This window comes from Escherichia sp. XD33, assembly GCF_019375075.1.
GTDB lineage: Bacteria > Pseudomonadota > Gammaproteobacteria > Enterobacterales > Enterobacteriaceae > Enterobacter > Enterobacter flexneri_A.
Map to the genome: position 1 here is coordinate 1 of NZ_JAENDM010000027.1, position 22,125 is coordinate 22,125.

Annotated in this window: 19 protein-coding genes and 3 pseudogenes; 15 read left to right on the forward strand and 7 right to left on the reverse strand. The window is 50.1% G+C overall.

Annotated features, from left to right (window positions below; all coding sequences use genetic code 11):
* Positions 1-84: 84 nt before the first annotated feature.
* From K0778_RS28605 to K0778_RS15885, 6 genes and pseudogenes are all read left to right on the forward strand, one after another.
* Positions 85-529: pseudogene (locus K0778_RS28605) on the forward strand (prophage tail fiber N-terminal domain-containing protein); the annotation flags it as partial.
* A gap of 2,928 nt (positions 530-3,457) precedes the next feature.
* Positions 3,458-3,697 (forward strand): hypothetical protein, encoded by a 240-nt coding sequence (locus K0778_RS15865; protein ID WP_153449098.1) that lies wholly within the window; start codon positions 3,458-3,460, stop codon positions 3,695-3,697.
* Positions 3,697-4,014, forward strand: coding sequence for a hypothetical protein (locus tag K0778_RS15870; protein WP_153449099.1), 318 nt, complete (start codon positions 3,697-3,699; stop codon positions 4,012-4,014). The genes K0778_RS15865 and K0778_RS15870 overlap by 1 nt, the downstream gene beginning before the upstream one ends.
* 172 nt (positions 4,015-4,186) lie before the next feature.
* Positions 4,187-4,372 (forward strand): annotated as a pseudogene (locus K0778_RS15875) (hypothetical protein); the annotation flags it as partial.
* Positions 4,372-4,956, forward strand: coding sequence for a tail fiber assembly protein (locus tag K0778_RS15880; protein WP_153449100.1), 585 nt, complete (start codon positions 4,372-4,374; stop codon positions 4,954-4,956). The pseudogene K0778_RS15875 and the gene K0778_RS15880, both read left to right, overlap by 1 nt.
* Before the next feature lie 30 nt (positions 4,957-4,986).
* Positions 4,987-5,217, forward strand: a pseudogene (locus K0778_RS15885) (recombinase family protein).
* 183 nt (positions 5,218-5,400) lie between these two features.
* Here K0778_RS15885 and K0778_RS15890 read toward each other — a convergent pair.
* Positions 5,401-7,005, reverse strand: a complete 1,605-nt coding sequence (locus K0778_RS15890) for a TIR domain-containing anti-phage reverse transcriptase (RefSeq protein ID WP_029365257.1) — start codon at positions 7,003-7,005, stop codon at positions 5,401-5,403.
* A 357-nt stretch (positions 7,006-7,362) separates the two neighbouring features.
* Complete coding sequence (locus K0778_RS15895; RefSeq protein ID WP_001217545.1) at positions 7,363-7,623, reverse strand: DinI-like family protein; 261 nt, start codon at positions 7,621-7,623, stop codon at positions 7,363-7,365.
* A gap of 219 nt (positions 7,624-7,842) precedes the next feature.
* Here K0778_RS15895 and prfC point away from each other — a divergent pair, with 219 nt between their 5' ends.
* The 5 genes from prfC to K0778_RS15920 all read left to right on the forward strand — a co-directional run bounded on the left by prfC (position 7,843) and on the right by K0778_RS15920 (position 12,689).
* Positions 7,843-9,429, forward strand: a complete 1,587-nt coding sequence (prfC, locus tag K0778_RS15900; RefSeq protein WP_000202564.1) for a peptide chain release factor 3 — start codon at positions 7,843-7,845, stop codon at positions 9,427-9,429.
* 392 nt (positions 9,430-9,821) lie between these two features.
* On the forward strand, positions 9,822-10,427 hold the full coding sequence (osmY, locus tag K0778_RS15905) for a molecular chaperone OsmY (RefSeq protein ID WP_001295748.1): 606 nt from the start codon (positions 9,822-9,824) through the stop codon (positions 10,425-10,427).
* 126 nt (positions 10,428-10,553) lie between these two features.
* Positions 10,554-10,715, forward strand: coding sequence for a DUF1328 domain-containing protein (locus tag K0778_RS15910; RefSeq protein WP_000490275.1), 162 nt, complete (start codon positions 10,554-10,556; stop codon positions 10,713-10,715).
* A gap of 121 nt (positions 10,716-10,836) precedes the next feature.
* Positions 10,837-11,910, forward strand: a complete 1,074-nt coding sequence (locus K0778_RS15915; protein ID WP_001299799.1) for a patatin family protein — start codon at positions 10,837-10,839, stop codon at positions 11,908-11,910.
* Positions 11,907-12,689 (forward strand): metal-dependent hydrolase, encoded by a 783-nt coding sequence (locus tag K0778_RS15920; protein ID WP_000563058.1) that lies wholly within the window; start codon positions 11,907-11,909, stop codon positions 12,687-12,689. Before K0778_RS15915 ends, K0778_RS15920 begins: the two co-directional genes overlap by 4 nt.
* A gap of 314 nt (positions 12,690-13,003) precedes the next feature.
* Here the strand turns inward: K0778_RS15920 and K0778_RS15925 are convergent, their stop codons facing one another.
* Complete coding sequence (locus tag K0778_RS15925; protein ID WP_001088378.1) at positions 13,004-13,867, reverse strand: YjjW family glycine radical enzyme activase; 864 nt, start codon at positions 13,865-13,867, stop codon at positions 13,004-13,006.
* Positions 13,839-15,389 carry a YjjI family glycine radical enzyme gene (locus tag K0778_RS15930; RefSeq protein WP_063084553.1) on the reverse strand — a complete coding sequence of 517 codons (1,551 nt, stop codon included), beginning with the start codon at positions 15,387-15,389 and terminating at the stop codon, positions 13,839-13,841. The genes K0778_RS15925 and K0778_RS15930 overlap by 29 nt, the downstream gene beginning before the upstream one ends.
* Before the next feature lie 257 nt (positions 15,390-15,646).
* On the opposite strand from K0778_RS15930, the gene deoC reads away from it, so the two are divergent.
* The 4 genes from deoC (at position 15,647) to deoD (ending at position 19,949) form a co-directional block, all read left to right on the forward strand.
* On the forward strand, positions 15,647-16,426 hold the full coding sequence (gene deoC / locus K0778_RS15935) for a deoxyribose-phosphate aldolase (RefSeq protein WP_001295412.1): 780 nt from the start codon (positions 15,647-15,649) through the stop codon (positions 16,424-16,426).
* Positions 16,427-16,552: 126 nt separating this feature from the next.
* Positions 16,553-17,875 carry a thymidine phosphorylase gene (gene deoA, locus K0778_RS15940; RefSeq protein ID WP_000477811.1) on the forward strand — a complete coding sequence of 441 codons (1,323 nt, stop codon included), beginning with the start codon at positions 16,553-16,555 and terminating at the stop codon, positions 17,873-17,875.
* Between the two features lie 51 nt (positions 17,876-17,926).
* Complete coding sequence (deoB, locus tag K0778_RS15945; protein WP_000816471.1) at positions 17,927-19,150, forward strand: phosphopentomutase; 1,224 nt, start codon at positions 17,927-17,929, stop codon at positions 19,148-19,150.
* Positions 19,151-19,229: 79 nt separating this feature from the next.
* Entirely contained in the window at positions 19,230-19,949 is a 720-nt protein-coding gene (gene deoD, locus K0778_RS15950; protein WP_000224879.1) for a purine-nucleoside phosphorylase, read from the forward strand.
* Between the two features lie 160 nt (positions 19,950-20,109).
* Here deoD and K0778_RS15955 read toward each other — a convergent pair whose 3' ends face one another.
* From K0778_RS15955 to K0778_RS15965, 3 genes are read right to left on the reverse strand one after another with little or no spacing between them, the layout of a single operon-like run.
* Positions 20,110-20,373, reverse strand: a complete 264-nt coding sequence (locus K0778_RS15955; RefSeq protein WP_000566155.1) for a helix-turn-helix domain-containing protein — start codon at positions 20,371-20,373, stop codon at positions 20,110-20,112.
* Positions 20,374-20,404: 31 nt separating this feature from the next.
* Positions 20,405-21,421, reverse strand: coding sequence for a lipoate--protein ligase LplA (lplA, locus tag K0778_RS15960; protein WP_000105890.1), 1,017 nt, complete (start codon positions 21,419-21,421; stop codon positions 20,405-20,407).
* Positions 21,422-21,448: 27 nt separating this feature from the next.
* Positions 21,449-22,093, reverse strand: coding sequence for a YtjB family periplasmic protein (locus K0778_RS15965; RefSeq protein WP_000124615.1), 645 nt, complete (start codon positions 22,091-22,093; stop codon positions 21,449-21,451).
* Positions 22,094-22,125 lie beyond the last annotated feature (32 nt).

Genomic DNA, 22,125 nt, shown 5'->3' on the forward strand with positions numbered 1-22,125 from the left:
GTGTCGGTTATAAGTTCTGATTAGCCAGGTAACACAGTGTTATGACAGCCCGCCGGTTCAGGCGGGCTTTTTTGTGGGGTGAATATGGCAGTAAAGATTTCAGGTGTACTGAAAGACGGCACAGGAAAACCGGTACAGAACTGCACAATCCAGCTGAAAGCAAAACGTAACAGCACCACGGTGGTGGTGAACACGCTGGCCTCAGAAAATCCGGATGAAGCCGGGCGTTACAGCATGGACGTTGAGTACGGTCAGTACAGCGTTATTCTGTTGGTGGAAGGCTTCCCGCCATCGCATGCCGGGACCATCACCGTGTATGAAGACTCACAACCGGGTACGCTGAATGATTTTCTCGGTGCCATGACGGAGGATGATGCCCGTCCTGAGGCACTGCGCCGTTTTGAACTGATGGTGGAAGAGGTGGCGCGTAACGCGTCCGCGGTGGCACAGAACACGGCAGCCGCGAAGAAGTCAGCCAGACAGGCCGAAGAGTACAAGAATGATGCCTCTGAATATGCACGGAATAAGTTCACATTCTATAAAACCTCAAGCGATCCAGATGGCACCATCGCAGGGCTGGCAGCAACTACAGACGGCCAGTCGTTCTGGGTAGCCCAGGGGCCAGATGCGCTTTCTGCTGCATGGCAGTATCAAAACAAAGCAGGTGTGGCCGTACTGCAGGCGAAGCAGCCCGGCACTGCTGCGGTAACAGGAACCATCCGAGTATTTCCGACAACAACGGCAGCCCAGGCAGATGCAGATGCTGGTAATATTTTAAATGGGGGAAAATGCTTTGCATTAAACGCATCAGAAAATATTATTGCTGATGAATATACAAATACCTCAGGAACTTTAACGCCTACAGGGAGAAAAATAGCCAGCAGGAAGTCAGTGGTAATTGGGTGTGTTGATTCGTGGGTTAATAACAACCTTTATCCCTTTGATTCATTGTCATCGCCGAATGAAAACTCGGTATCGATGAATGTAGCTGCTGTAAGCACTATTGCATACCGAGAGGCTTACTCTGCTTTATTATCTCCTGTTGCTGTAGGAGATATTATCACTGTCCGTTATAAATACAGCGGAACCGGAGGCGCCCCAACCATTGGATTAAAAACATCGCTGAACGGCACATTTGTGAGTAATCAGCCAACGTTGACCTCTTCAAATGACTGGCAGGAATTGCAGCTTACCGCTACCGCAGCTACAGCAACGCTCCTGGCTATCAGCGTTAATACAAGGCTTGCAACCACTGTTCAGTTATCGATTATCGCCTACGCATCGAAGAAGAATGCTATTACTACAGCAATTCTTAACTCACTGGATAGCATTTCCAGTTTAAATGGGAAGGTGCGTATTGGTTCTGTAGATTCGTGGGTTAATAACAACGGATACCCATTCTCTGTTTTCTCGCAGGTTAATAACAACCGAGTAAATTACGTCAATTCGACGGGCGTCTATTCGGAGATGTATGCGAATATTAACGTGGCATCCGGGGCAACAGTTGAGCTTAATTATGCACTGAATATAACTTCCGGCAGGCTTTTTGCGCGTCTGGCTAATGGTAGTACATGGACTGGTGACGAAGTGCAGTTGGCTGGGGGTGGAGTACGGCAGACAGTTAAACTTGTCGCTTCAGCTGACACTAAACAACTTAAAATATACTCAAAAGCAGAAGTTTCATCAGGGAGTATATTTGCAGAGGTAAACTATGGACAGAAAAATGCTCTGACAGAACAGATCGATTCTCTGTATTCAGCCATCGCTTCAGCTAATGCTATTCTTGCGATCTTGTCACAAGATTCTACCTTCGACTCTTTCGTTAAAAGTTCACCTTACACATATACGCTTTCTGATGCTGGAACCGCGTATAAGCAATTGTTGAACACAATCAACGCAATATCCGACGCGTCAACCGTGAAGATGATGTACAAAATCACATCAGAAGACGCAGCGCTGAAAATCCAGAGTAGGAACGGTAACGCGTGGGGGGCGAACGAAAAGGCGCTAATCGCTGACGGGAAATACCACGAGGTAGACCTCGCAATCGCATCGGGTCAGGTTTTCTCCGGGTGGGGCGTATATTCTCCTGCCAAATCTGGCGGTTACACAGCCGATGTGACGATGATTCCGATTTCGGCAGATGGGGTATTTTTCACCCCGGCAACGGCCATCCTGTACGGGCTAATGGCATCTTCTATTTCCCTTGACAGCCGCGTAACAGCCCTGGAGAGTGGGCAGGTAACAAACCAGAATACCGACGTTATTTTTCCATCATACTTCTACGCAGTGGATGGTCGCCCGCAGCGCTTCTACGGTGCCAACATGGTCAGCGGTGACAGGCCTTGGCGTAATGGAGCAGATATCGTCCTGTCAAGTCATGGTTATGAAGGTAAATCGGTACTGCTTAAAGATGCGGTTCCTGACGCGATGATAATGCCATCGGAAATTAATGGCCCAACGCTGAATATTAATGCCCGCGCAGACGGCTCTGGGAATGTATTCCGGAAGAAAGCAGCCTTCACCAAGCTGGCGGCGACTCAAACAGGAAGCGTAAAAGTCGCCACAATAATGGACAGCCTTGGAGAGCGGTGCGTCCCGTGGCTTTATTTTGCCATTAATGCTACGGGCGCCACCTATGTCGGGGCTGGTTCAAGGACCACTCGCGGCATGACCGATGACGGCGGCTATGTTCTGCCAAATACACCGGCTGCAGGCATCCCATTTGACGGTCGTGGGGGCTGGACGACGTTCGACTATATCGGGAAGACGCAGAAGACGAACTTCTCGCAGCCCTTCCTGCGAGATGCGGTAGCTGCCGATTTCGCCGCTTATCCACAGTACTGTTACGACAAGGCCTACTCTGGCCAGAGCTATGCAGATAACCCTAATCTGGCGGGGTATCACATTTTTGATGTCACTGCGTGGATGGCGGCGTCAGGGGTGAGCACCAGCGACAAACTGGTAGTTGTTATTCAGCTAGGATACAACGACCTCTACTATAGCTATACGCCTCAGCAGACCGTTGATGCGCAGGAATTCATGATCGCCAAATTCAGGGAGAAAATAGCGAATTCCCGTTTCGTTATTTCTCACCAGGCATTTGGCTGGTCAGGAGTCAGCGCACCGCAGAACTGGCCTGACTTTGCCAAATGGATAACGGAGAAGATCAGGAAGTTCGACAATCGCCTGAGCGAAAAGATAATTGTGGCGCCTGCATGGGCACAGCTGAGCTACAAATACGGGATGAACGAAACTATCACAGCAACCAGTGATACGGGTGTTCAGACTGTATCGTTACCTGATGACGTCCACCCCGGAGAGCTTGGGGGAGCGCAGTGGGGTGATGCTCTGGTTGCTCCTGTTCTTGCAGCATGGAACTGGTAGAGAAGGGTCTTGATCTGCTCTCGCTTTAAAACTACTGTATATAAAAACAGTGTTTATCGGAGGGCAGATCATGCTTCGACAGTCAGACATCGCCGCGGCTTTCCGCGAGTCAATTTTGCGCAGTTCCAAGTGGTTCCAGTACCTTCACACCCGCGACTTCGTTACTTCGCTGCGCCGGCGCGGCATCCACTTTTCCGAGGTGGAGGCTAACGCCTGGATCGCACGCGAGCAGACGTATTTCGTCGATAAGACGCCGGACCATAGCGAAAACAGGCTGTGGATGATGGCCAACATGGGGAGGGTGATCTAATGGGATTCCCTTCACCCGCGACGGACTACGTCGAGCAAAGGTTGTCTGTTAACTTGATCTGCAATGTCGGCCCAAACACGCTAGTTTTCGAGCGATCTGGTGGTTACGTTGTACTGGATATCTCCCTGAAGCCGAAGCAGGGTAGCCAACTACTTATACAGCACGGCGGCGGGACGGAGCTTGCCACGCTGAGAGGAAAGTCACTGATTACTGAAGATGGTGAAGCGATCGAGGGCGAGGCCTTGGACGATGTTAATGTCATCGGCGTCGTGACGTTTACTATCTGCGATGTGCGCCAGGACAATGCGGTTGTTTAGTTGCTGTCAATTGATGGGAGATTTCGCGTGGCAGGCCTCTTGGGGCATGGGTGGGGCATGAAAAATCAGTGAATTTCGCCAAACATTGCAAACAACACATGTTGATTGCTATCTCCAGCCATTGAAAATGGCGCTCCTGGACGATATTTGTCGATTTTTAAATTTACCGCGTCACGCGCACTCTGTATCGGGTACTGCTGCAAGCGCAGGCGCACATGCACATACTGTCAGTATTGGTGCTCATACGCACTCGGTTGCGATTGGCTCACATGGACACACCATCACCGTTAACGCTGCTGGTAACGCGGAAAACACCGTCAAAAACATCGCATTTAACTATATTGTGAGGCTTGCATAATGGCATTCAGAATGAGTGAACAAGCACGGACCATAAAAATTTATAATCTGTTGTCCGGAACTAATGAATTTATTGGTGAAGGTGACGCATATATTCCACCTCATACAGGTCTGCCTGCAAACAGTACCGATATTGCACCGCCAGATATTCCTGCTGGCTTTGTGGCTGTTTTCAACAGTGATGAGGCATCGTGGCATCTCGTTGAAGACCATCGGGGAAAAACGGTCTATGACGTGGCTTCCGGCGACGCGTTATTTATTTCTGAACTCGGCTCATTACCGGAAAATGTCACCTGGTTGTCGCCGGAAGGGGAATATCAGAAGTGGAACGGCACAGCCTGGGTGAAAGATGCAGAAGCAGAAAAACTGCTCCGGATCCGAGAGGCGGAAGAAACAAAAAACAGCCTGATGCAGGTAGCCAGTGAGCATATTGCGCCGCTTCAGGATGCTGCAGATCTGGAAATCGCAACGGAGGAAGAAACCTCGTTGCTTGAAGCCTGGAAGAAGTATCGGGTGTTGCTGAATCGTGTTGATACATCAACTGCACCTGATATTGAGTGGCCTACAGTACCTGTTATGGAATAATCGTTACTGCTGTAGCCATAATAACGTCATATACAAGAGCTTGCTGGATTACGAAGTATGCGCGCTGATTTTGAAGATAAAATCAGTGGTACAAAGTCCGAAAGGCCTGGGCTGAAAAAACTACTCAGAATATTATCGGCAGGTGACACACTGATTGTCTGAAAGCTGGACTGACTGGGGGCGTTTTTTCTTCCATGTTATGGGGCTCAGGCCGAAATGGAACGTGAACTGACTGTTAAGAGAACAATAGTCGGGTTTTGAGGCTGCGAGATTACATAGAGTTAATTGGTTGATTAATAGGGTATAGAGGTTATCCAACTATTCGTTACGACATATATTGTTGTTACCTACAAGTTATGAAAAATATATTATTTTATTGATTTTTTGTATGTGCAGATTAATACTTAATACGCATCAATCTGCACATTTGCTTTTGTGAGAGAATTATCGTTGTAAGAGTGATTTAATATTGTTGGCGACTACTTCAGGATTATTATCATAGACCATATAATACTTATCACTAAGTAAAGGTAATGATAGGTTTACGACCTCCTCGTCTTCTTTTTTTAATAAGGTCAAAAGTTTTACGTCGCCACTCGATATTTCGCTGGCTAAAACTGCCCTTAATTCTTTTTGAGGCCATTCCTTATTGACTGAATTAGCAGATAAAATAGCGATGACATATTTTGATTTAACTAGTGCTGCATTTATTTTCTCAATTAAGGAGTCGCCCCATTTTATCTCAACATGATCTATGAAGGCTGAAATTTTAAGTTTAGTTAACTCGTCATATATTGGAATTGCAATGTCTTTTTTGTCTTCGCTTGCATGGCATATAAAAACATCAAAGTTTTCTGTTTCTTTCATTGCTCGCAATCCTTCTTGGGTTTTTAATGGATCGTTATGACTCATGTATGACATCAGTTTTAAATATCCTGGATAGTCTTTCCCTCTAACCATTTTTATAAAGCTAAGCCTTCCATAAATATGATTTCGGAAAATTTGAATTGCGTGGTTATTATCCTTTGCCTGATATCCTTTTTCTGTAGCAAAGAGAAGTGCATACTTTAGCTTATCATCTGTCCATCTATGAATCATTGAACGTGTAATTCTTATATATCTTCTGTTAATGTTAACTTTATCATTAACCACTAAGCCAGTAACACTTTGTCTTGTATTTCTGGTTTGAACTCTAAATTTATCATAATTTATTTTAAAGCCATTTTTTGAAATAATATTGTCTATAGTTTCACTAAGACTATAACTTCCGTCGTCGTTTTTTTTGATTATATCAATATTTCTCTGATTGAAAGAAAAAGTTATGTCGTCAGCATACCTAGAATAAGATATTTTTTTTCTTCCTGCAAATTGGGTGAGCTGTTTGTCTAGAGAAGCTGATGCAATATTTGCTAATATTGGCGATGTACACGCACCTTGAGGTAATTTTCCATTGTGAGTACATAACTGAGCTAAAACAGTAGCTGCTGGATGAGCAAAATTAAAAGGTTTACTTTTAAATATTCCATAAACCCTAGCAAAACTTATTGATTCGAAATAGTTTTCTAGGTCAATGTTTACGACAAAATTTTTTTTAATATGCATCCCAGCATTAGTAATGATGCTCTTTCCTTTTATAAAACCATGAGCAGATTTCTTTGGCCTGTAGAAATATTCAAGAACAGGCTTTAGTCTCGTTTGGAGTATCGATAGACCGCCACAAGGAGCATTAATGACTCTTTTTTTACCATTCTTCTTTTCTATTTCAAAAGTACGATAATTATCTTTTTTATGATATAGTATATAAAGTAATTGGCCAGCAGGAACTCCAAGTAAATTGGCAATATCACTTACTGATGTTATAGCAATTTCCCCTGACTCAATCAATATGCATATTTTAATCAGGTTATCAGGGGGAGTAACTTCAGTGCTAGTAAGTGTGTGGTTTATCCATTTAATTTTATGTCCATTGCTGTATGGTTTAGGTTCAATTTGAGGAAGTTCAGATATGAAGTCAGGGCTTTTTTTATTGGCTAATGCGAAGTTATGCATTAATAATTTATCATGTAGCGACAAAACCAACTCCTATCGGATTGTAAACGTTTCGGCTCTGCCCAATCACTTTGCGCATCACTTAGCGGACCACTAGTTAAGAAGCGTTACCATCGACTGAACGGTGGCGTATGTCCTAACATTAGTTCCTTCGAGGCGAAACAACCTCACAAATTTAAGGCAGAGCCGTAGTTTATGATTATCATATTAATAACTAAAAGTGAAGTAAAAATATGCTACTGGAAATCTATTGTTCACTATACAGCTGGTTTCTCCGTTATGAGTATTTATTCAGTAAGTGCATCTTGTCTGTCTATATAGTAGTAGCGCGTTTCTCGCTCACAATAGTCATTAACTTCATTTATGGTTGGAGTATACAAACCACTCGTCAGCAGACTCCCAGGTATCTTTCAGAGTTTCCTGAACAAAAGTTTTAGCTAAATCTTTATCAGTGGTGCGCGTAACAGAAAGGCCATCATTGCTGGTGGCTTTTACGATCACCTCTACATCGTCATAACGCTTACTGATGCGTCGGGTTAATTCTTCCTTTAACGCATCCACAGCACCGTTTGGCATTTTAGTCATTTTCTCTTTGGCTATGCAGATCTCAATACGCATAAAACTCCCTCTACACTGTGTTTGCATACAGCATTATTTTTAACTGTATAAATAAACAGTGTCAATAGAGCAAAGATTGCTGCATGTACAAATGTTCTTTGGCTACAAATACACCTACTGATCATGTTCTGCTATGCTCTGATACCTCCAAAATGTACAATCAGCGGCATGAATTTTTCTTTGTACATATGATTGTACATAATCAAAGAGACAACAATTATGACAAGCCTTTTGGCCGCAGAGGTAGCGAAAAGAAGAACCTTTGCAATTATTTCTCACCCGGACGCCGGTAAGACTACCATCACCGAGAAGGTGCTGCTGTTCGGACAGGCCATTCAGACCGCCGGTACAGTAAAAGGCCGTGGTTCCAACCAGCACGCTAAGTCGGACTGGATGGAGATGGAAAAGCAGCGTGGGATCTCCATTACTACGTCTGTGATGCAGTTTCCGTATCACGATTGCCTGGTTAACCTGCTAGACACCCCGGGGCACGAAGACTTCTCGGAAGATACCTATCGTACCCTGACGGCGGTGGACTGCTGCCTGATGGTTATCGACGCCGCAAAAGGTGTTGAAGATCGTACCCGTAAGCTGATGGAAGTTACCCGTCTGCGCGACACGCCGATCCTCACCTTTATGAACAAACTTGACCGTGATATCCGCGACCCGATGGAACTGCTCGATGAAGTTGAGAACGAGCTGAAAATCGGCTGCGCACCGATCACCTGGCCGATTGGCTGCGGCAAGCTGTTTAAAGGCGTTTACCACCTTTATAAAGACGAAACCTATCTCTATCAGAGCGGTAAAGGTCACACCATTCAGGAAGTCCGCATTGTTAAAGGGCTGAATAACCCGGATCTCGATGCTGCGGTTGGTGAAGATCTGGCGCAGCAGCTGCGTGACGAACTGGAACTGGTGAAAGGCGCGTCTAACGAGTTCGACAAAGAATTGTTCCTTGCGGGCGAAATCACTCCGGTATTCTTCGGTACTGCGCTGGGTAACTTCGGTGTCGATCATATGCTGGATGGCCTGGTGGAGTGGGCTCCTGCGCCGATGCCGCGTCAGACTGATACCCGTACCGTAGAAGCGAGCGAAGACAAATTTACCGGCTTCGTATTTAAAATTCAGGCCAACATGGACCCGAAACACCGCGACCGCGTGGCGTTTATGCGCGTGGTATCCGGTAAATATGAAAAAGGCATGAAGCTGCGCCAGGTGCGCACCGCGAAAGACGTGGTGATCTCTGACGCGCTGACCTTTATGGCGGGTGACCGTTCGCACGTTGAAGAAGCGTATCCTGGCGATATCCTCGGCCTGCACAACCACGGCACCATTCAGATCGGCGACACCTTTACCCAGGGTGAGATGATGAAGTTCACCGGTATTCCGAACTTCGCACCAGAACTGTTCCGTCGTATCCGCCTGAAAGATCCGCTGAAGCAAAAACAGCTGCTCAAAGGGCTGGTACAGCTTTCCGAAGAGGGCGCGGTGCAGGTGTTCCGTCCGATCTCCAACAACGATCTGATCGTTGGTGCAGTTGGTGTGCTGCAGTTTGATGTAGTGGTATCGCGCCTGAAGAGCGAATACAACGTTGAAGCAGTATATGAATCAGTCAACGTTGCCACCGCCCGCTGGGTAGAATGTGCAGACGCGAAGAAATTCGAAGAGTTCAAGCGTAAGAACGAAAGCCAACTGGCGCTTGATGGCGGCGATAACCTCGCTTACATCGCTACCAGCATGGTCAACCTGCGCCTGGCGCAGGAACGTTATCCGGACGTTCAGTTCCACCAGACCCGCGAGCATTAATTCTTGCCTCCAGGGCGCGGTAGCCGCTGCGCCCTGTCAATTTCCCTTCCTTATTAGCCGCTTACGGAATGTTCTTAAAACATTCACTTTTGCTTATGTTTTCGCTGATATCCCGAGCGGTTTCAAAATTGTGATCTATATTTAACAAAGTAATGACATTTCTGACGGCGTTAAATACCGTTCAATGCGTAGATATCAGTATCTAAAGCCGTCGATTGTCATTCTACCGATATTAATAACTGATTCAGAGGCTGTAATGGTCGTTATTCATCACCCATCGCTTTTGTGATGGCGACCATTGACTTCTGTAGAGGGTGAAGTCTCTCCCTATTCAGCAATGCAACCTCGTGTTGCCAGGCTCAAATTACGAGCAAACATACAGGAATAAATCGATGACTATGACAAGACTGAAGATTTCGAAAACTCTGCTGGCTGTAATGTTGACCTCTGCCGTCGCGACCGGCTCTGCCTACGCGGAAAACAACGCACAGACTACCAATGAAAGCGCAGGGCAAAAAGTCGATAGCTCTATGAATAAAGTCGGTAATTTCATGGATGACAGCGCCATCACCGCGAAAGTGAAGGCGGCGCTGGTGGATCATGACAACATCAAGAGCACCGATATCTCTGTCAAAACCGATCAAAAAGTCGTGACCCTGAGCGGTTTCGTTGAAAGCCAGGCTCAGGCCGAAGAGGCAGTGAAAGTGGCGAAAGGCGTTGAAGGGGTGACCTCTGTCAGCGACAAACTGCACGTTCGCGACGCTAAAGAAGGCTCTGTGAAGGGCTACGCGGGTGACACCGCCACCACCAGTGAAATCAAAGCCAAACTGCTGGCGGACGATATCGTCCCTTCCCGTCATGTGAAAGTTGAAACCACCGACGGCGTGGTTCAGCTCTCCGGTACCGTCGATTCCCAGGCACAGAGCGACCGTGCTGAAAGTATCGCCAAAGCGGTAGATGGTGTGAAAAGCGTTAAAAATGATCTGAAAACTAAGTAATTCGTCGTAATTCGTCCTCCCGAACTTTGTCGGGAGGCGCGATGTGCACCACACTAAAAATATCGCATTGAGTGATTTTCACGCTCATATCAAGCGGTGACATTAACTATGGTAAAGGAGACGCTTATGTTTCGTTGGGGCATCATATTTCTGGTTATCGCGTTAATCGCCGCCGCACTTGGGTTTGGTGGTCTGGCCGGTACCGCTGCAGGCGCAGCTAAAATTGTCTTTGTCGTCGGGATTATTCTGTTCCTGGTGAGTTTGTTCATGGGCCGAAAACGACCCTAGATTTCAGACCATTAAGAAAATTTTATCCAAAGCCAGTCCAGCGGACTGGCTTTTGCGGTTTTAGCGAATAATAAATTGCGTTACTTTGTCATTCTTTCACAACAAAAACAGGAAGGCAGAGGTGGGGCAGCGAATACCTGTAACGCTTGGTAATATTGCGCCGTTGTCGCTAAGGCCGTTCCAGCCTGGACGAATAGCTCTGGTGTGCGAAGGCGGCGGACAGCGTGGAATTTTCACGGCTGGCGTGCTGGATGAGTTTATGCGCGCGCAGTTTAATCCTTTCGATCTTTATCTCGGCACATCTGCCGGGGCGCAGAACCTCTCGGCGTTTATCTGCAATCAGCCCGGTTACGCGCGCAAAGTCATCATGCGCTATACCACAAAACGCGAATTTTTCGATCCATTGCGCTTTGTCCGTGGAGGAAATCTTATCGATCTCGACTGGCTGGTGGAGGCCACCGCAAGCCAGATGCCGTTGCAAATGGATACCGCCGCGCGGTTGTTTGACAGCGGCAAATCGTTTTATATGTGCGCCTGTCGTCAGGATGACTACGCGCCTAATTACTTTTTACCAACCAAACAAAACTGGCTGGATGTGATTCGCGCCTCCAGTGCGATACCTGGCTTTTATCGTAGCGGAGTGTCGCTGGAAGGCATTAACTACCTGGATGGCGGGATCAGTGATGCGATTCCGGTTAAAGAGGCGGCAAGGCAGGGCGCTAAAACGTTGGTCGTCATCCGCACTGTGCCGTCACAAATGTACTACACGCCGCAGTGGTTCAAACGCATGGAACGCTGGCTGGGTGACAGTAGCCTGCAGCCGCTGGTCAATCTGGTGCAGCATCATGAAACCAGCTATCGTGACATTCAGCAATTTATTGAGAAACCACCGGGCAAGCTGCGGATATTCGAAATTTATCCACCGAAACCATTACATAGTATCGCGCTTGGCAGTCGGATTCCGGCGCTGCGTGAAGACTATAAACTTGGGCGTTTATGCGGTCGTTATTTCCTCGCCACGGTTGGCAAGCTATTAACTGAAAAAGCGCCGCTTACCCGCCATCTGGTGCCAGTGGTGACGCCGGAATCGATCGTTATTCCGCCTGCGCCAGTCGCCAACGATACGCTGGTTGCCGAAGTGAGCGATGCTCCGCAGGCGAACGACCCGACATTTAACAATGAGGATCTGGCTTGATTTGCCGTTTTATCGATACCCACTGCCATTTTGATTTCCCGCCGTTTAGTGGCGATGAAGAGGCCAGCCTGCAACGCGCGGCACAAGCGGGCGTAGGCAAGATCATTGTTCCGGCGACAGAGGCGGAAAATTTTGCCCGCGTGCAGGCGTTAGCGGAAAAATATCAACCGCTGTATGCCGCATTGGGGTTGCATCCGGGGATGTTGGAAAAACATAGCGATGTGTCTCTTGATCAGCTACAGCAGGCGCTGGAAAGGCGTCCGGCGAAGGTGGTGGCGGTGGGGGAGATCGGTCTGGATCTCTTCGGCGACGATCCGCAATTTGAGAGGCAGCAGTGGTTACTCGACGAACAGCTGAAACTGGCGAAACGCTACGATCTGCCGGTGATCCTTCATTCCCGGCGTACACACGACAAACTGGCGATGCATCTTAAACGTCACGATTTACCGTGCACTGGCGTGGTTCACGGTTTTTCCGGCAGCCTGCAACAGGCCGAGCGGTTTGTACAGCTGGGCTACAAAATCGGCGTAGGCGGTACTATCACCTATCCACGCGCCAGTAAAACCCGCGATGTCATCGCAAAATTACCGCTGGCATCGTTGTTGCTGGAAACCGACGCGCCGGATATGCCGCTCAACGGCTTTCAGGGGCAGCCTAACCGACCGGAACAGGCTGTGCGGGTGTTTGACGTGCTTTGCGAGTTGCGCCCGGAACCAGAAGATGAGATTGCCGAAGTGTTGCTTAATAATACGTATGCGTTGTTTAGCGTTAGTGGGTAGTTTACCCTTCGTAGGCAGCATCCGGCAGTCGGCGCATAATGCCTGATGCGACGCTTGTCGCGTCTTATCATGCCTACAGGTTTGTGCCGAACCGTAGGCCGGATAAGGCGTTCACGCCGCATCCGGCAGTTGGCGCACAATGCCTGATGCGACGCTTGTCGCGTCTTATCATGCCTACAGGTTTGTGCCGAACCGTAGGCCGGATAAGGCGTTCACGCCGCATCCGGCAGTCGGCGCATAATGCCTGATGCGACGCTTGTCGCGTCTTATCATGCCTACAGGTCTGTGCCGAACCGTAGGCCGTATCCGGCATGTCACAAATAGAGCGCCGGAAATATCAACCGGCTCACCCCGCGCACCTTTAACGCATCAGCCAACGGCTCAACGTCTTCCGGCGTGGCGCTCGCCCAGCTTTGCGCCTCGCCATACACGCCGTGGGCATGAAACGCGTTCAGGCGTACCGGAACATCGCCAAGTCCCTTGATAAACACCGCCAGTTCTTCGATGTGTTGCAAATAATCCACCTGGCCAGGGATTACCAGCAAACGCAGTTCCGCCAGCTTACCGCGCTCTGCCAGCAAACAGATGCTGCGCTTAATCTGCTGATTATCGCGTCCGGTTAATTGTTGATGACATTCGCTCCCCCACGCTTTGAGATCGAGCATTGCGCCGTCACACACCGGGAGTAATTTTTCCCAGCCGGTTTCGCTCAACATACCGTTACTGTCCACGAGGCAGGTGAGGTGGCGCAGTTGCGGATCGTTTTTGATGGCTGTAAACAGCGCCACCACAAACGGCAGCTGGGTCGTGGCTTCGCCGCCGCTTACCGTTATCCCTTCGATAAACAGCACCGCTTTGCGGATATGGCTAAGCACCTCATCCACGCTCATGGATTGCGCCATTGGCGTGGCATGTTGCGGACACATCTTCAGGCAGGTATCACACTGCTCGCAGACCACAGCGTTCCACAGCACTTTGCCGTCAACAATCTGCAACGCCTGATGCGGACACTGTGGCACGCACTCTCCGCAATCATTGCAGCGTCCCATCGTCCACGGATTGTGACAGTTTTTGCAGCGCAGATTGCAGCCCTGCAAAAACAGAGCCAGACGACTGCCTGGCCCGTCAACGCAGGAGAAGGGGATAATCTTACTGACTAAAGCGCATCTGCTGTTCATGGCTTATCACGCGCGGCTGGCGTTCCAGAATACGAGTGTTGCGTGCGGCTTCTTCGCCCAGCCAGGTGGTGTTGGTGCGTGAACCTTCGGCGCGATATTTTTCTAAATCCGACAAACGCACCATATAACCGGTAACGCGAACCAGATCGTTACCGCTGACATTGGCGGTAAATTCACGCATTCCGGCTTTAAAGGCACCGAGGCAAAGATGTACCAGTGCCTGCGGGTTACGTTTGATGGTTTCGTCGAGGGTCAGAATGTCGCTGATGCCGGAATAATAATAAGCATGATGCGGGGCGACAGTTTGCAGATGGGTGATCGGATCTGGCTCATCGCCATACGGCAAACGCGCGCCCGGCGTGGTGCCGATATCGGAACTGATCCCCGACTGTGCGTGTAACATGGCGCGTTTTTGCCAGCCATATTTCACGGGGGTATTGGCGACAAACTCCGCCAGTTGCGCGCTGATGCGATAACCCACTTCATTTGCGGCGGCTTCTTTACCGTAGCGCGCGGCAATCCCTTCTTTCTCACACAGCAAGTTAACCGCTTCCGCCAGCCCATACATGCCAAACATTGGCACAAAACGTTCAGGGTTAATCAGCCCTTCTTTCACCAGGAAGCTATTCTCAAAGAAGTGTGATTGTTGATAGAGGAATTCACACCGCGCATCGATGATGGCGATCTGCTGCTGGCAGTAGTGCGGTAGAGTGCGCGTAAAGAAGTCATCCAGCGATTCGCTGCGCTCGGCAATGGCTTTCAGGTTAAGGCGTACCAGCGTGCTGCCACCACCCGCCAGCGGCAGTGAGTTGTAACAGCTCACAATCCCGTAGCCCCCTTTTGTGAAAATTTTATCATGCACCGGACCGTTGGCGATGTGCGGTTTGCTACATTCACAGATGTTCTTCGCCACTTCCAGCAGCAGGTCATCAGGGGTGATTTCTGGATCGTAGATAAAGGTCAGGTTCGGTGAAACCTGCTTCAACTCTGCATCTGCACGTAATATCGCACGGGTGATGGGCGAATCAGACGGGCCGATATTGGCGTGCATAAAGGCGTCTGGCAGGGTTCTGTCGAGGTAACGCCAGAAACGTTTTATTCGAATATCGATCTCGTCTTGTGTTAGAATTCTAACATACGGTTGCAACAACGCATCCAGTTGCCCCAGGTAGACCGGCATCGATGTGACCGACGGTACGTGGTGGTAAAGAATGGTCAGCAGAGAGAGTGCGTCATCAAGATCTTTCGCGCCTTCCAGCTCCAGCCATTCGGAACCGTTCGCCAGAAAACGGGCGTAATCGGGTAAGACATAGCGCGGTTTGTACGGCGCATGACCTTCAAACATATCGCAGATTACACCCTCATCCAGCGCGCGGCGGGCCTCGGCAGGCAGCTGCGGATAAGGCAGATTGTTTTCTGCTTCCAGTGCCAGAAAATGGCGCTTCTGCTCCGGGCTAAGCACTGGGCTGGTGACAATTTGCTGGCAACGTTGTTGCAGTGCATTTTCATGAGAAGTGGGCATCTTCTTTTCCTTTTATGCCGAAGGTGATGCGCCATTGTAAGAAGTTTCGTGATGTTCACTTTGATCCTGATGCGTTTGCCACCACTGACGCATTCATTTGAAAGTGAATTATTTGAACCAGATCGCATTACAGTGATGCAAACTTGTAAGTAGATTTCCTTAATTGTGATGTATATCGAAGTGTGTTGCGGAGTAGATGTTAGAATACTAACAAACTCGCAAGGTGAATTTTATTGGCGACAAGCCAGGAGAATGAAATGACTGATCTGAAAGCAAGCAGCCTGCGTGCACTGAAATTAATGGACCTGACCACCCTGAATGACGACGACACCGACGAGAAAGTAATTGCTCTGTGTCATCAGGCCAAAACCCCGGTCGGCAATACCGCCGCTATCTGTATCTATCCTCGCTTTATCCCGATTGCTCGCAAAACGCTGAAAGAGCAGGGCACCCCGGAAATCCGAATCGCTACGGTAACCAACTTCCCACACGGTAACGATGACATCGAAATCGCGCTGGCAGAAACCCGTGCGGCAATCGCCTACGGTGCAGATGAAGTTGACGTTGTGTTCCCGTACCGCGCGCTGATGGCGGGCAACGAGCAGGTTGGTTTTGACCTGGTGAAAGCCTGTAAAGAGGCTTGCGCGGCAGCGAATGTACTGCTGAAAGTGATCATCGAAACCGGCGAACTGAAAGACGAAGCGCTGATCCGTAAAGCGTCTGAAATCTCCATCAAAGCGGGTGCGGACTTCATCAAAACCTCTACCGGTAAAGTGGCTGTGAACGCGACGCCGGAAAGCGCGCGCATCATGATGGAAGTGATCCGTGATATGGGCGTAGAAAAAACCGTTGGTTTCAAACCGGCGGGCGGCGTGCGTACTGCGGAAGATGCGCAGAAATATCTCGCCATCGCAGATGAACTGTTTGGTGCTGACTGGGCTGATGCGCGTCACTACCGCTTTGGTGCTTCCAGCCTGCTGGCAAGCCTGCTGAAAGCGCTGGGTCACGGCGACGGTAAGAGCGCCAGCAGCTACTAAGTAAGATGCTTTACGCCTGATGCGCTGCGCTTATCAGGCCTACGAGACGTATCTACCCGTAGGCCGGATAAGGCGTAGACGCATCCGGCAAAAGCCGCCTCATACTCTTTTCCTCGGGAGGTTACCTTGTTTCTCGCACAAGAAATTATTCGTAAAAAACGTGATGGTCATGCGCTGAGCGATGAAGAAATTCGTTTCTTTATCAACGGTATTCGCGACAACACTATCTCCGAAGGGCAGATTGCCGCCCTCGCGATGACCATTTTCTTCCACGATATGACAATGCCTGAGCGTGTCTCGCTGACCATGGCGATGCGAGATTCAGGAACCGTTCTCGACTGGAAAAGCCTGCATCTGAATGGCCCGATTGTTGATAAACACTCGACCGGCGGCGTCGGCGATGTGACTTCGCTGATGTTGGGGCCGATGGTCGCAGCCTGCGGCGGCTATATTCCGATGATCTCTGGTCGCGGCCTCGGTCATACTGGCGGTACGCTCGACAAACTGGAATCCATCCCTGGCTTCGACATTTTCCCGGATGACAACCGTTTCCGCGAAATTATTAAAGACGTCGGCGTGGCGATTATCGGTCAGACCAGCTCACTGGCTCCGGCGGATAAACGTTTCTACGCGACCCGTGATATTACCGCAACCGTGGACTCTATCCCGCTGATCACTGCCTCGATCCTGGCGAAGAAACTGGCGGAAGGTCTGGATGCGCTGGTGATGGACGTGAAAGTGGGTAGCGGCGCGTTTATGCCGACCTACGAACTCTCTGAAGCCCTTGCCGAAGCGATTGTTGGCGTGGCTAACGGCGCTGGCGTGCGCACCACCGCGCTGCTCACCGACATGAATCAGGTACTGGCCTCCAGTGCAGGTAACGCGGTTGAAGTTCGTGAAGCGGTGCAGTTCCTGACGGGTGAGTATCGTAACCCGCGTCTGTTTGATGTCACGATGGCGCTGTGCGTGGAGATGCTGATCTCCGGCAAACTGGCGAAAGATGACGCCGAAGCGCGCGCGAAATTGCAGGCGGTGCTGGACAACGGTAAAGCGGCAGAAGTCTTTGGTCGTATGGTAGCGGCACAAAAAGGCCCGACCGACTTCGTTGAGAACTACGCGAAGTATCTGCCGACAGCGATGCTGACGAAAGCAGTCTATGCTGATACCGAAGGTTTTGTCAGTGAAATGGATACCCGCGCGCTGGGGATGGCAGTGGTTGCAATGGGCGGTGGACGCCGTCAGGCATCTGACACCATCGATTACAGCGTCGGCTTTACTGATATGGCGCGTCTGGGCGACCAGGTAGACGGTCAGCGTCCGCTGGCGGTTATCCACGCGAAAGACGAAAACAGCTGGCAGGAAGCGGCGAAAGCGGTGAAAGCGGCAATTAAACTTGCCGATAAAGCACCGGAAAGCACACCAACTGTCTATCGTCGTATCAGTGAATAACGGTATACTGATCTGATCATTTAAATTTGAAGCACTGAGTACGGAGAACATATGAAACGTGCATTTATTATGGTGCTGGACTCATTCGGCATCGGCGCTACAGAAGATGCAGAACGCTTTGGTGACGTCGGGGCTGACACCCTGGGTCATATCGCAGAAGCCTGTGCCAAAGGCGAAGCTGATAACGGTCGTAAAGGCCCGCTCAATCTGCCAAATCTGACCCGTCTGGGGCTGGCGAAAGCACACGAAGGTTCTACCGGTTTCATTCCGGCGGGAATGGACGGCAACGCTGAAGTTATCGGCGCGTACGCATGGGCGCACGAAATGTCATCCGGTAAAGATACCCCGTCTGGTCACTGGGAAATCGCCGGTGTCCCGGTTCTGTTTGAGTGGGGATATTTCTCTGATCACGAAAACAGCTTCCCGCAAGAGCTGCTGGATAAACTGGTCGAACGCGCTAATCTGCCGGGTTACCTCGGTAACTGCCACTCTTCCGGTACGGTCATTCTGGATCAGCTGGGCGAAGAGCACATGAAAACCGGCAAGCCGATTTTCTATACCTCCGCTGACTCTGTGTTCCAGATTGCCTGCCACGAAGAAACCTTTGGCCTGGATAAACTCTACGAACTGTGCGAAATCGCCCGTGAAGAGCTGACCAACGGCGGCTACAACATCGGTCGTGTTATCGCTCGTCCGTTTATCGGTGACAAAGCCGGTAACTTCCAGCGTACCGGTAACCGTCACGACCTGGCTGTTGAGCCGCCAGCACCGACCGTGCTGCAGAAACTGGTTGATGAAAAACACGGTCAGGTGGTTTCTGTCGGTAAAATTGCCGACATCTACGCCAACTGCGGTATCACCAAGAAAGTGAAAGCAACTGGCCTGGACGCGCTGTTTGACGCCACCATCAAAGAGATGAAAGAAGCGGGTGATAACACTATCGTCTTCACCAACTTCGTTGACTTCGACTCTTCCTGGGGCCACCGTCGCGACGTCGCCGGTTATGCTGCGGGTCTGGAGCTGTTCGACCGCCGTCTGCCGGAGCTGATGTCTCTGCTGCGCGATGACGACATCCTGATCCTCACTGCTGACCACGGTTGTGATCCGACCTGGACCGGTACTGACCACACGCGTGAACACATTCCGGTACTGGTTTACGGCCCGAAAGTAAAACCGGGCTCACTGGGTCACCGTGAAACCTTCGCGGATATCGGCCAGACTCTGGCAAAATATTTTGGTACTTCTGATATGGAATATGGCAAAGCCATGTTCTGATAATGGGTGCGGCTTGATGCCCTCACCCCGGCCCTCTCCCACAGGGAGAGGGTGAAAACATGTAGATAAGGATAAAACAATGGCTACCCCACACATTAATGCAGAAATGGGCGATTTCGCTGACGTAGTTTTGATGCCAGGCGACCCGCTGCGTGCAAAGTATATTGCTGAAACTTTCCTTGAAGATGCCCGTGAAGTGAACAACGTTCGCGGTATGCTGGGCTTCACCGGTACTTACAAAGGCCGCAAAATTTCCGTAATGGGTCACGGTATGGGTATCCCGTCCTGCTCCATCTACACCAAAGAACTGATCACCGATTTCGGCGTGAAGAAAATTATCCGCGTGGGTTCCTGTGGCGCAGTTCTGCCGCACGTAAAACTGCGCGACGTCGTTATCGGTATGGGTGCCTGCACCGATTCCAAAGTTAACCGCATCCGTTTTAAAGATCATGACTTTGCCGCTATCGCTGACTTTGACATGGTGCGTAACGCGGTAGACGCGGCTAAAGCACTGGGCGTTGATGCTCGCGTGGGTAACCTGTTCTCCGCTGACCTGTTCTACTCTCCGGACGGCGAAATGTTCGACGTGATGGAAAAATACGGCATCCTCGGCGTGGAAATGGAAGCGGCTGGTATCTACGGCGTGGCTGCAGAGTTTGGCGCGAAAGCCCTGACCATCTGCACCGTGTCTGACCACATCCGCACTCACGAGCAGACCACTGCCGCTGAGCGTCAGACCACCTTCAACGACATGATCAAAATCGCACTGGAATCCGTTCTGCTGGGCGATAAAGAGTAATTGTGTTTCGCTGAAAGGCGAACGTCGTGTTAAGCCGGAGCAGGAGACTGCTCCGGCTTTTTAGTATCTATTCATCAATAGCAACTGATTTATAGATTTACTATTATTTTTCATATGGATAGAAAATAAAATCCATTCAAGTATCTATTCACGAATCTATTCATTTATGTTCAGCCGTCATCCAGGAAGGGCATATCAGCAACTCTGGTGGACAACCATAAATTTCTGCCATTTTGCTTTTGATGTTTGAGCTAAGCCGTTCCGTCTTTTCGATCTGTTTTAGAGAATTAATCGAGATACCTAACATTTTACTTACTTCAGCAAGCGATAATTTATGCCTGATACGCACGGCGGCTAGCCAGGAAATACGCTGGCTTAACATTAAATTGATAATCTCCCGCTCCTGGTTTTCCAGATCGATCATATTCCCTTCCTTTGGTATTTTAATCAGCGAGTTACCTTACCGCCCCCGCTATCCACGTCGACAACTCCCGTAGCTCTTTTTCCTGGTCCGGGAAGTCAACCAACAGCGCTTCGCACTCTTGTTGCAGCATATCCGCGCGGTACAGGCAGCCTTGCAGTCGCCCGGCGAGGGCTTCCAGCGGCGCGGGGTTGAGGCTGTCGGTAAACACCTGGGCGCGGGTGATATGGCCTTTTTCAACGTCGAAATGCAGTTCCACGCCGCCCCAGCTAAAGCGTTCATCCAGCAGATGCGAGAATGCCGGAGCCTGACCGAAGTTCCATTCCCAGCTACTCTGACGGGCAAAGGTTTCGGCGAAGTTTGGCAAGTCTGGCGTTTTGTCCGGGGAGATGATTTCCGCTTCTACACGCTCGCCATAATGGGCGAAAAAGGCCTTGGTTATGACCTCGCAAACCTGCTCATGGGTGATCCCCGGCAGCAGCTCGGTGAGGTTGGTCACGCGGGAACGCACTGAGGTAATGCCTTTCGCCGCCAGTTTCTTTTTATCCGGATTGAGATAGTTTGCCAGGCGGCTAAGGTCGGCATTGAGCAGCAAAGTGCCGTGGTGGAAGCCACGATCTTTGGTTTCGCGATAGGCCGAGCCTGAGACTTTGCGGTCGCCTTCGACTGTTTTCACCACCAGATCGTTACGCCCGGACGCTTCGGCGCTGACGCCGAGCGCGTTCAGCGCATTGAGCACAATCGACGTAGAGATGGTTTTATCGTACTCCGGCTTGCCAGCCATAAAGGTAAAGCAGGTATTGCCGAGATCGTGGAACACCGCGCCGCCACCGCTACTGCGCCGCGCCAGGCGGACGTTATCTTCTTCCATCCGCCGGGTATTACACTCTTTCCACGGGTTCTGCGCGCGACCAATCACTACCGTGTCGGCATTGCGCCAGAGAAACAGAACGCGCTGCGTGGCGGGCATTTGGCGAAAAATACACTCTTCCACCGCCAGGTTAAACCACGGGTCGTAAGAGTCAGAGATGAGCAGGCGTAATGTGGACATAACGATTTCCTTTCTTGTAGTAATGGGTCACTCTTTTTTCTCGCTTTCTTCCTCTTCCGGCACCGGTTTGCTGGCGGTTAACAGGAAGGGCGATTGCTGCCAGCGGGTGCGTTTACCCTGTAGCAGCGTGCGGGTCAGCACTACGCCGATTGCCAGTGAGAGCAGCAACATCAGGCGTAAAATGTTAGTGGTGTTATCCACCTGTTGGGCTTCGGTGGCGAGCGTATGGGTGTCGAGTGTCAGGCGCAGATAGCCGAGCGGTCCGTTTTTACCCGCAATTGGCTCGACAATCTGCTGGTTAAAATAGCCGCCTGCTTTTTTACCGTCGAGCGCCAGCCGGTCGCGCACTTCGACGCTTTCGCCTGAACGGGCGATAAGATCGCCTTGTTCGTCATACACACCCGCGTCGAGGATGCGGCTTTCATCCGTTAACTGATCGAGGATCGCCTGAATGCGTTTTTCATCTGGTGAGTCGGTACGCATCAGCGGTGCAACGTTCAGCGTCACCTGACGCGCCAGGGTGCGGGCCAGTTCTTCCAGCTGTGGATTACGCTGTCGCTGGTGGTTTTGACTAAACCATGACGCCCCCTGCATCAGTGCCACTAACAAGGCAAGACAGAACAGGACAATCACTGCCCGATGCAGCCGGAATTTCAGTTTTGTGCGAGCCATCTTCCACCCTTTGAAAATTTGAGACTTAATGT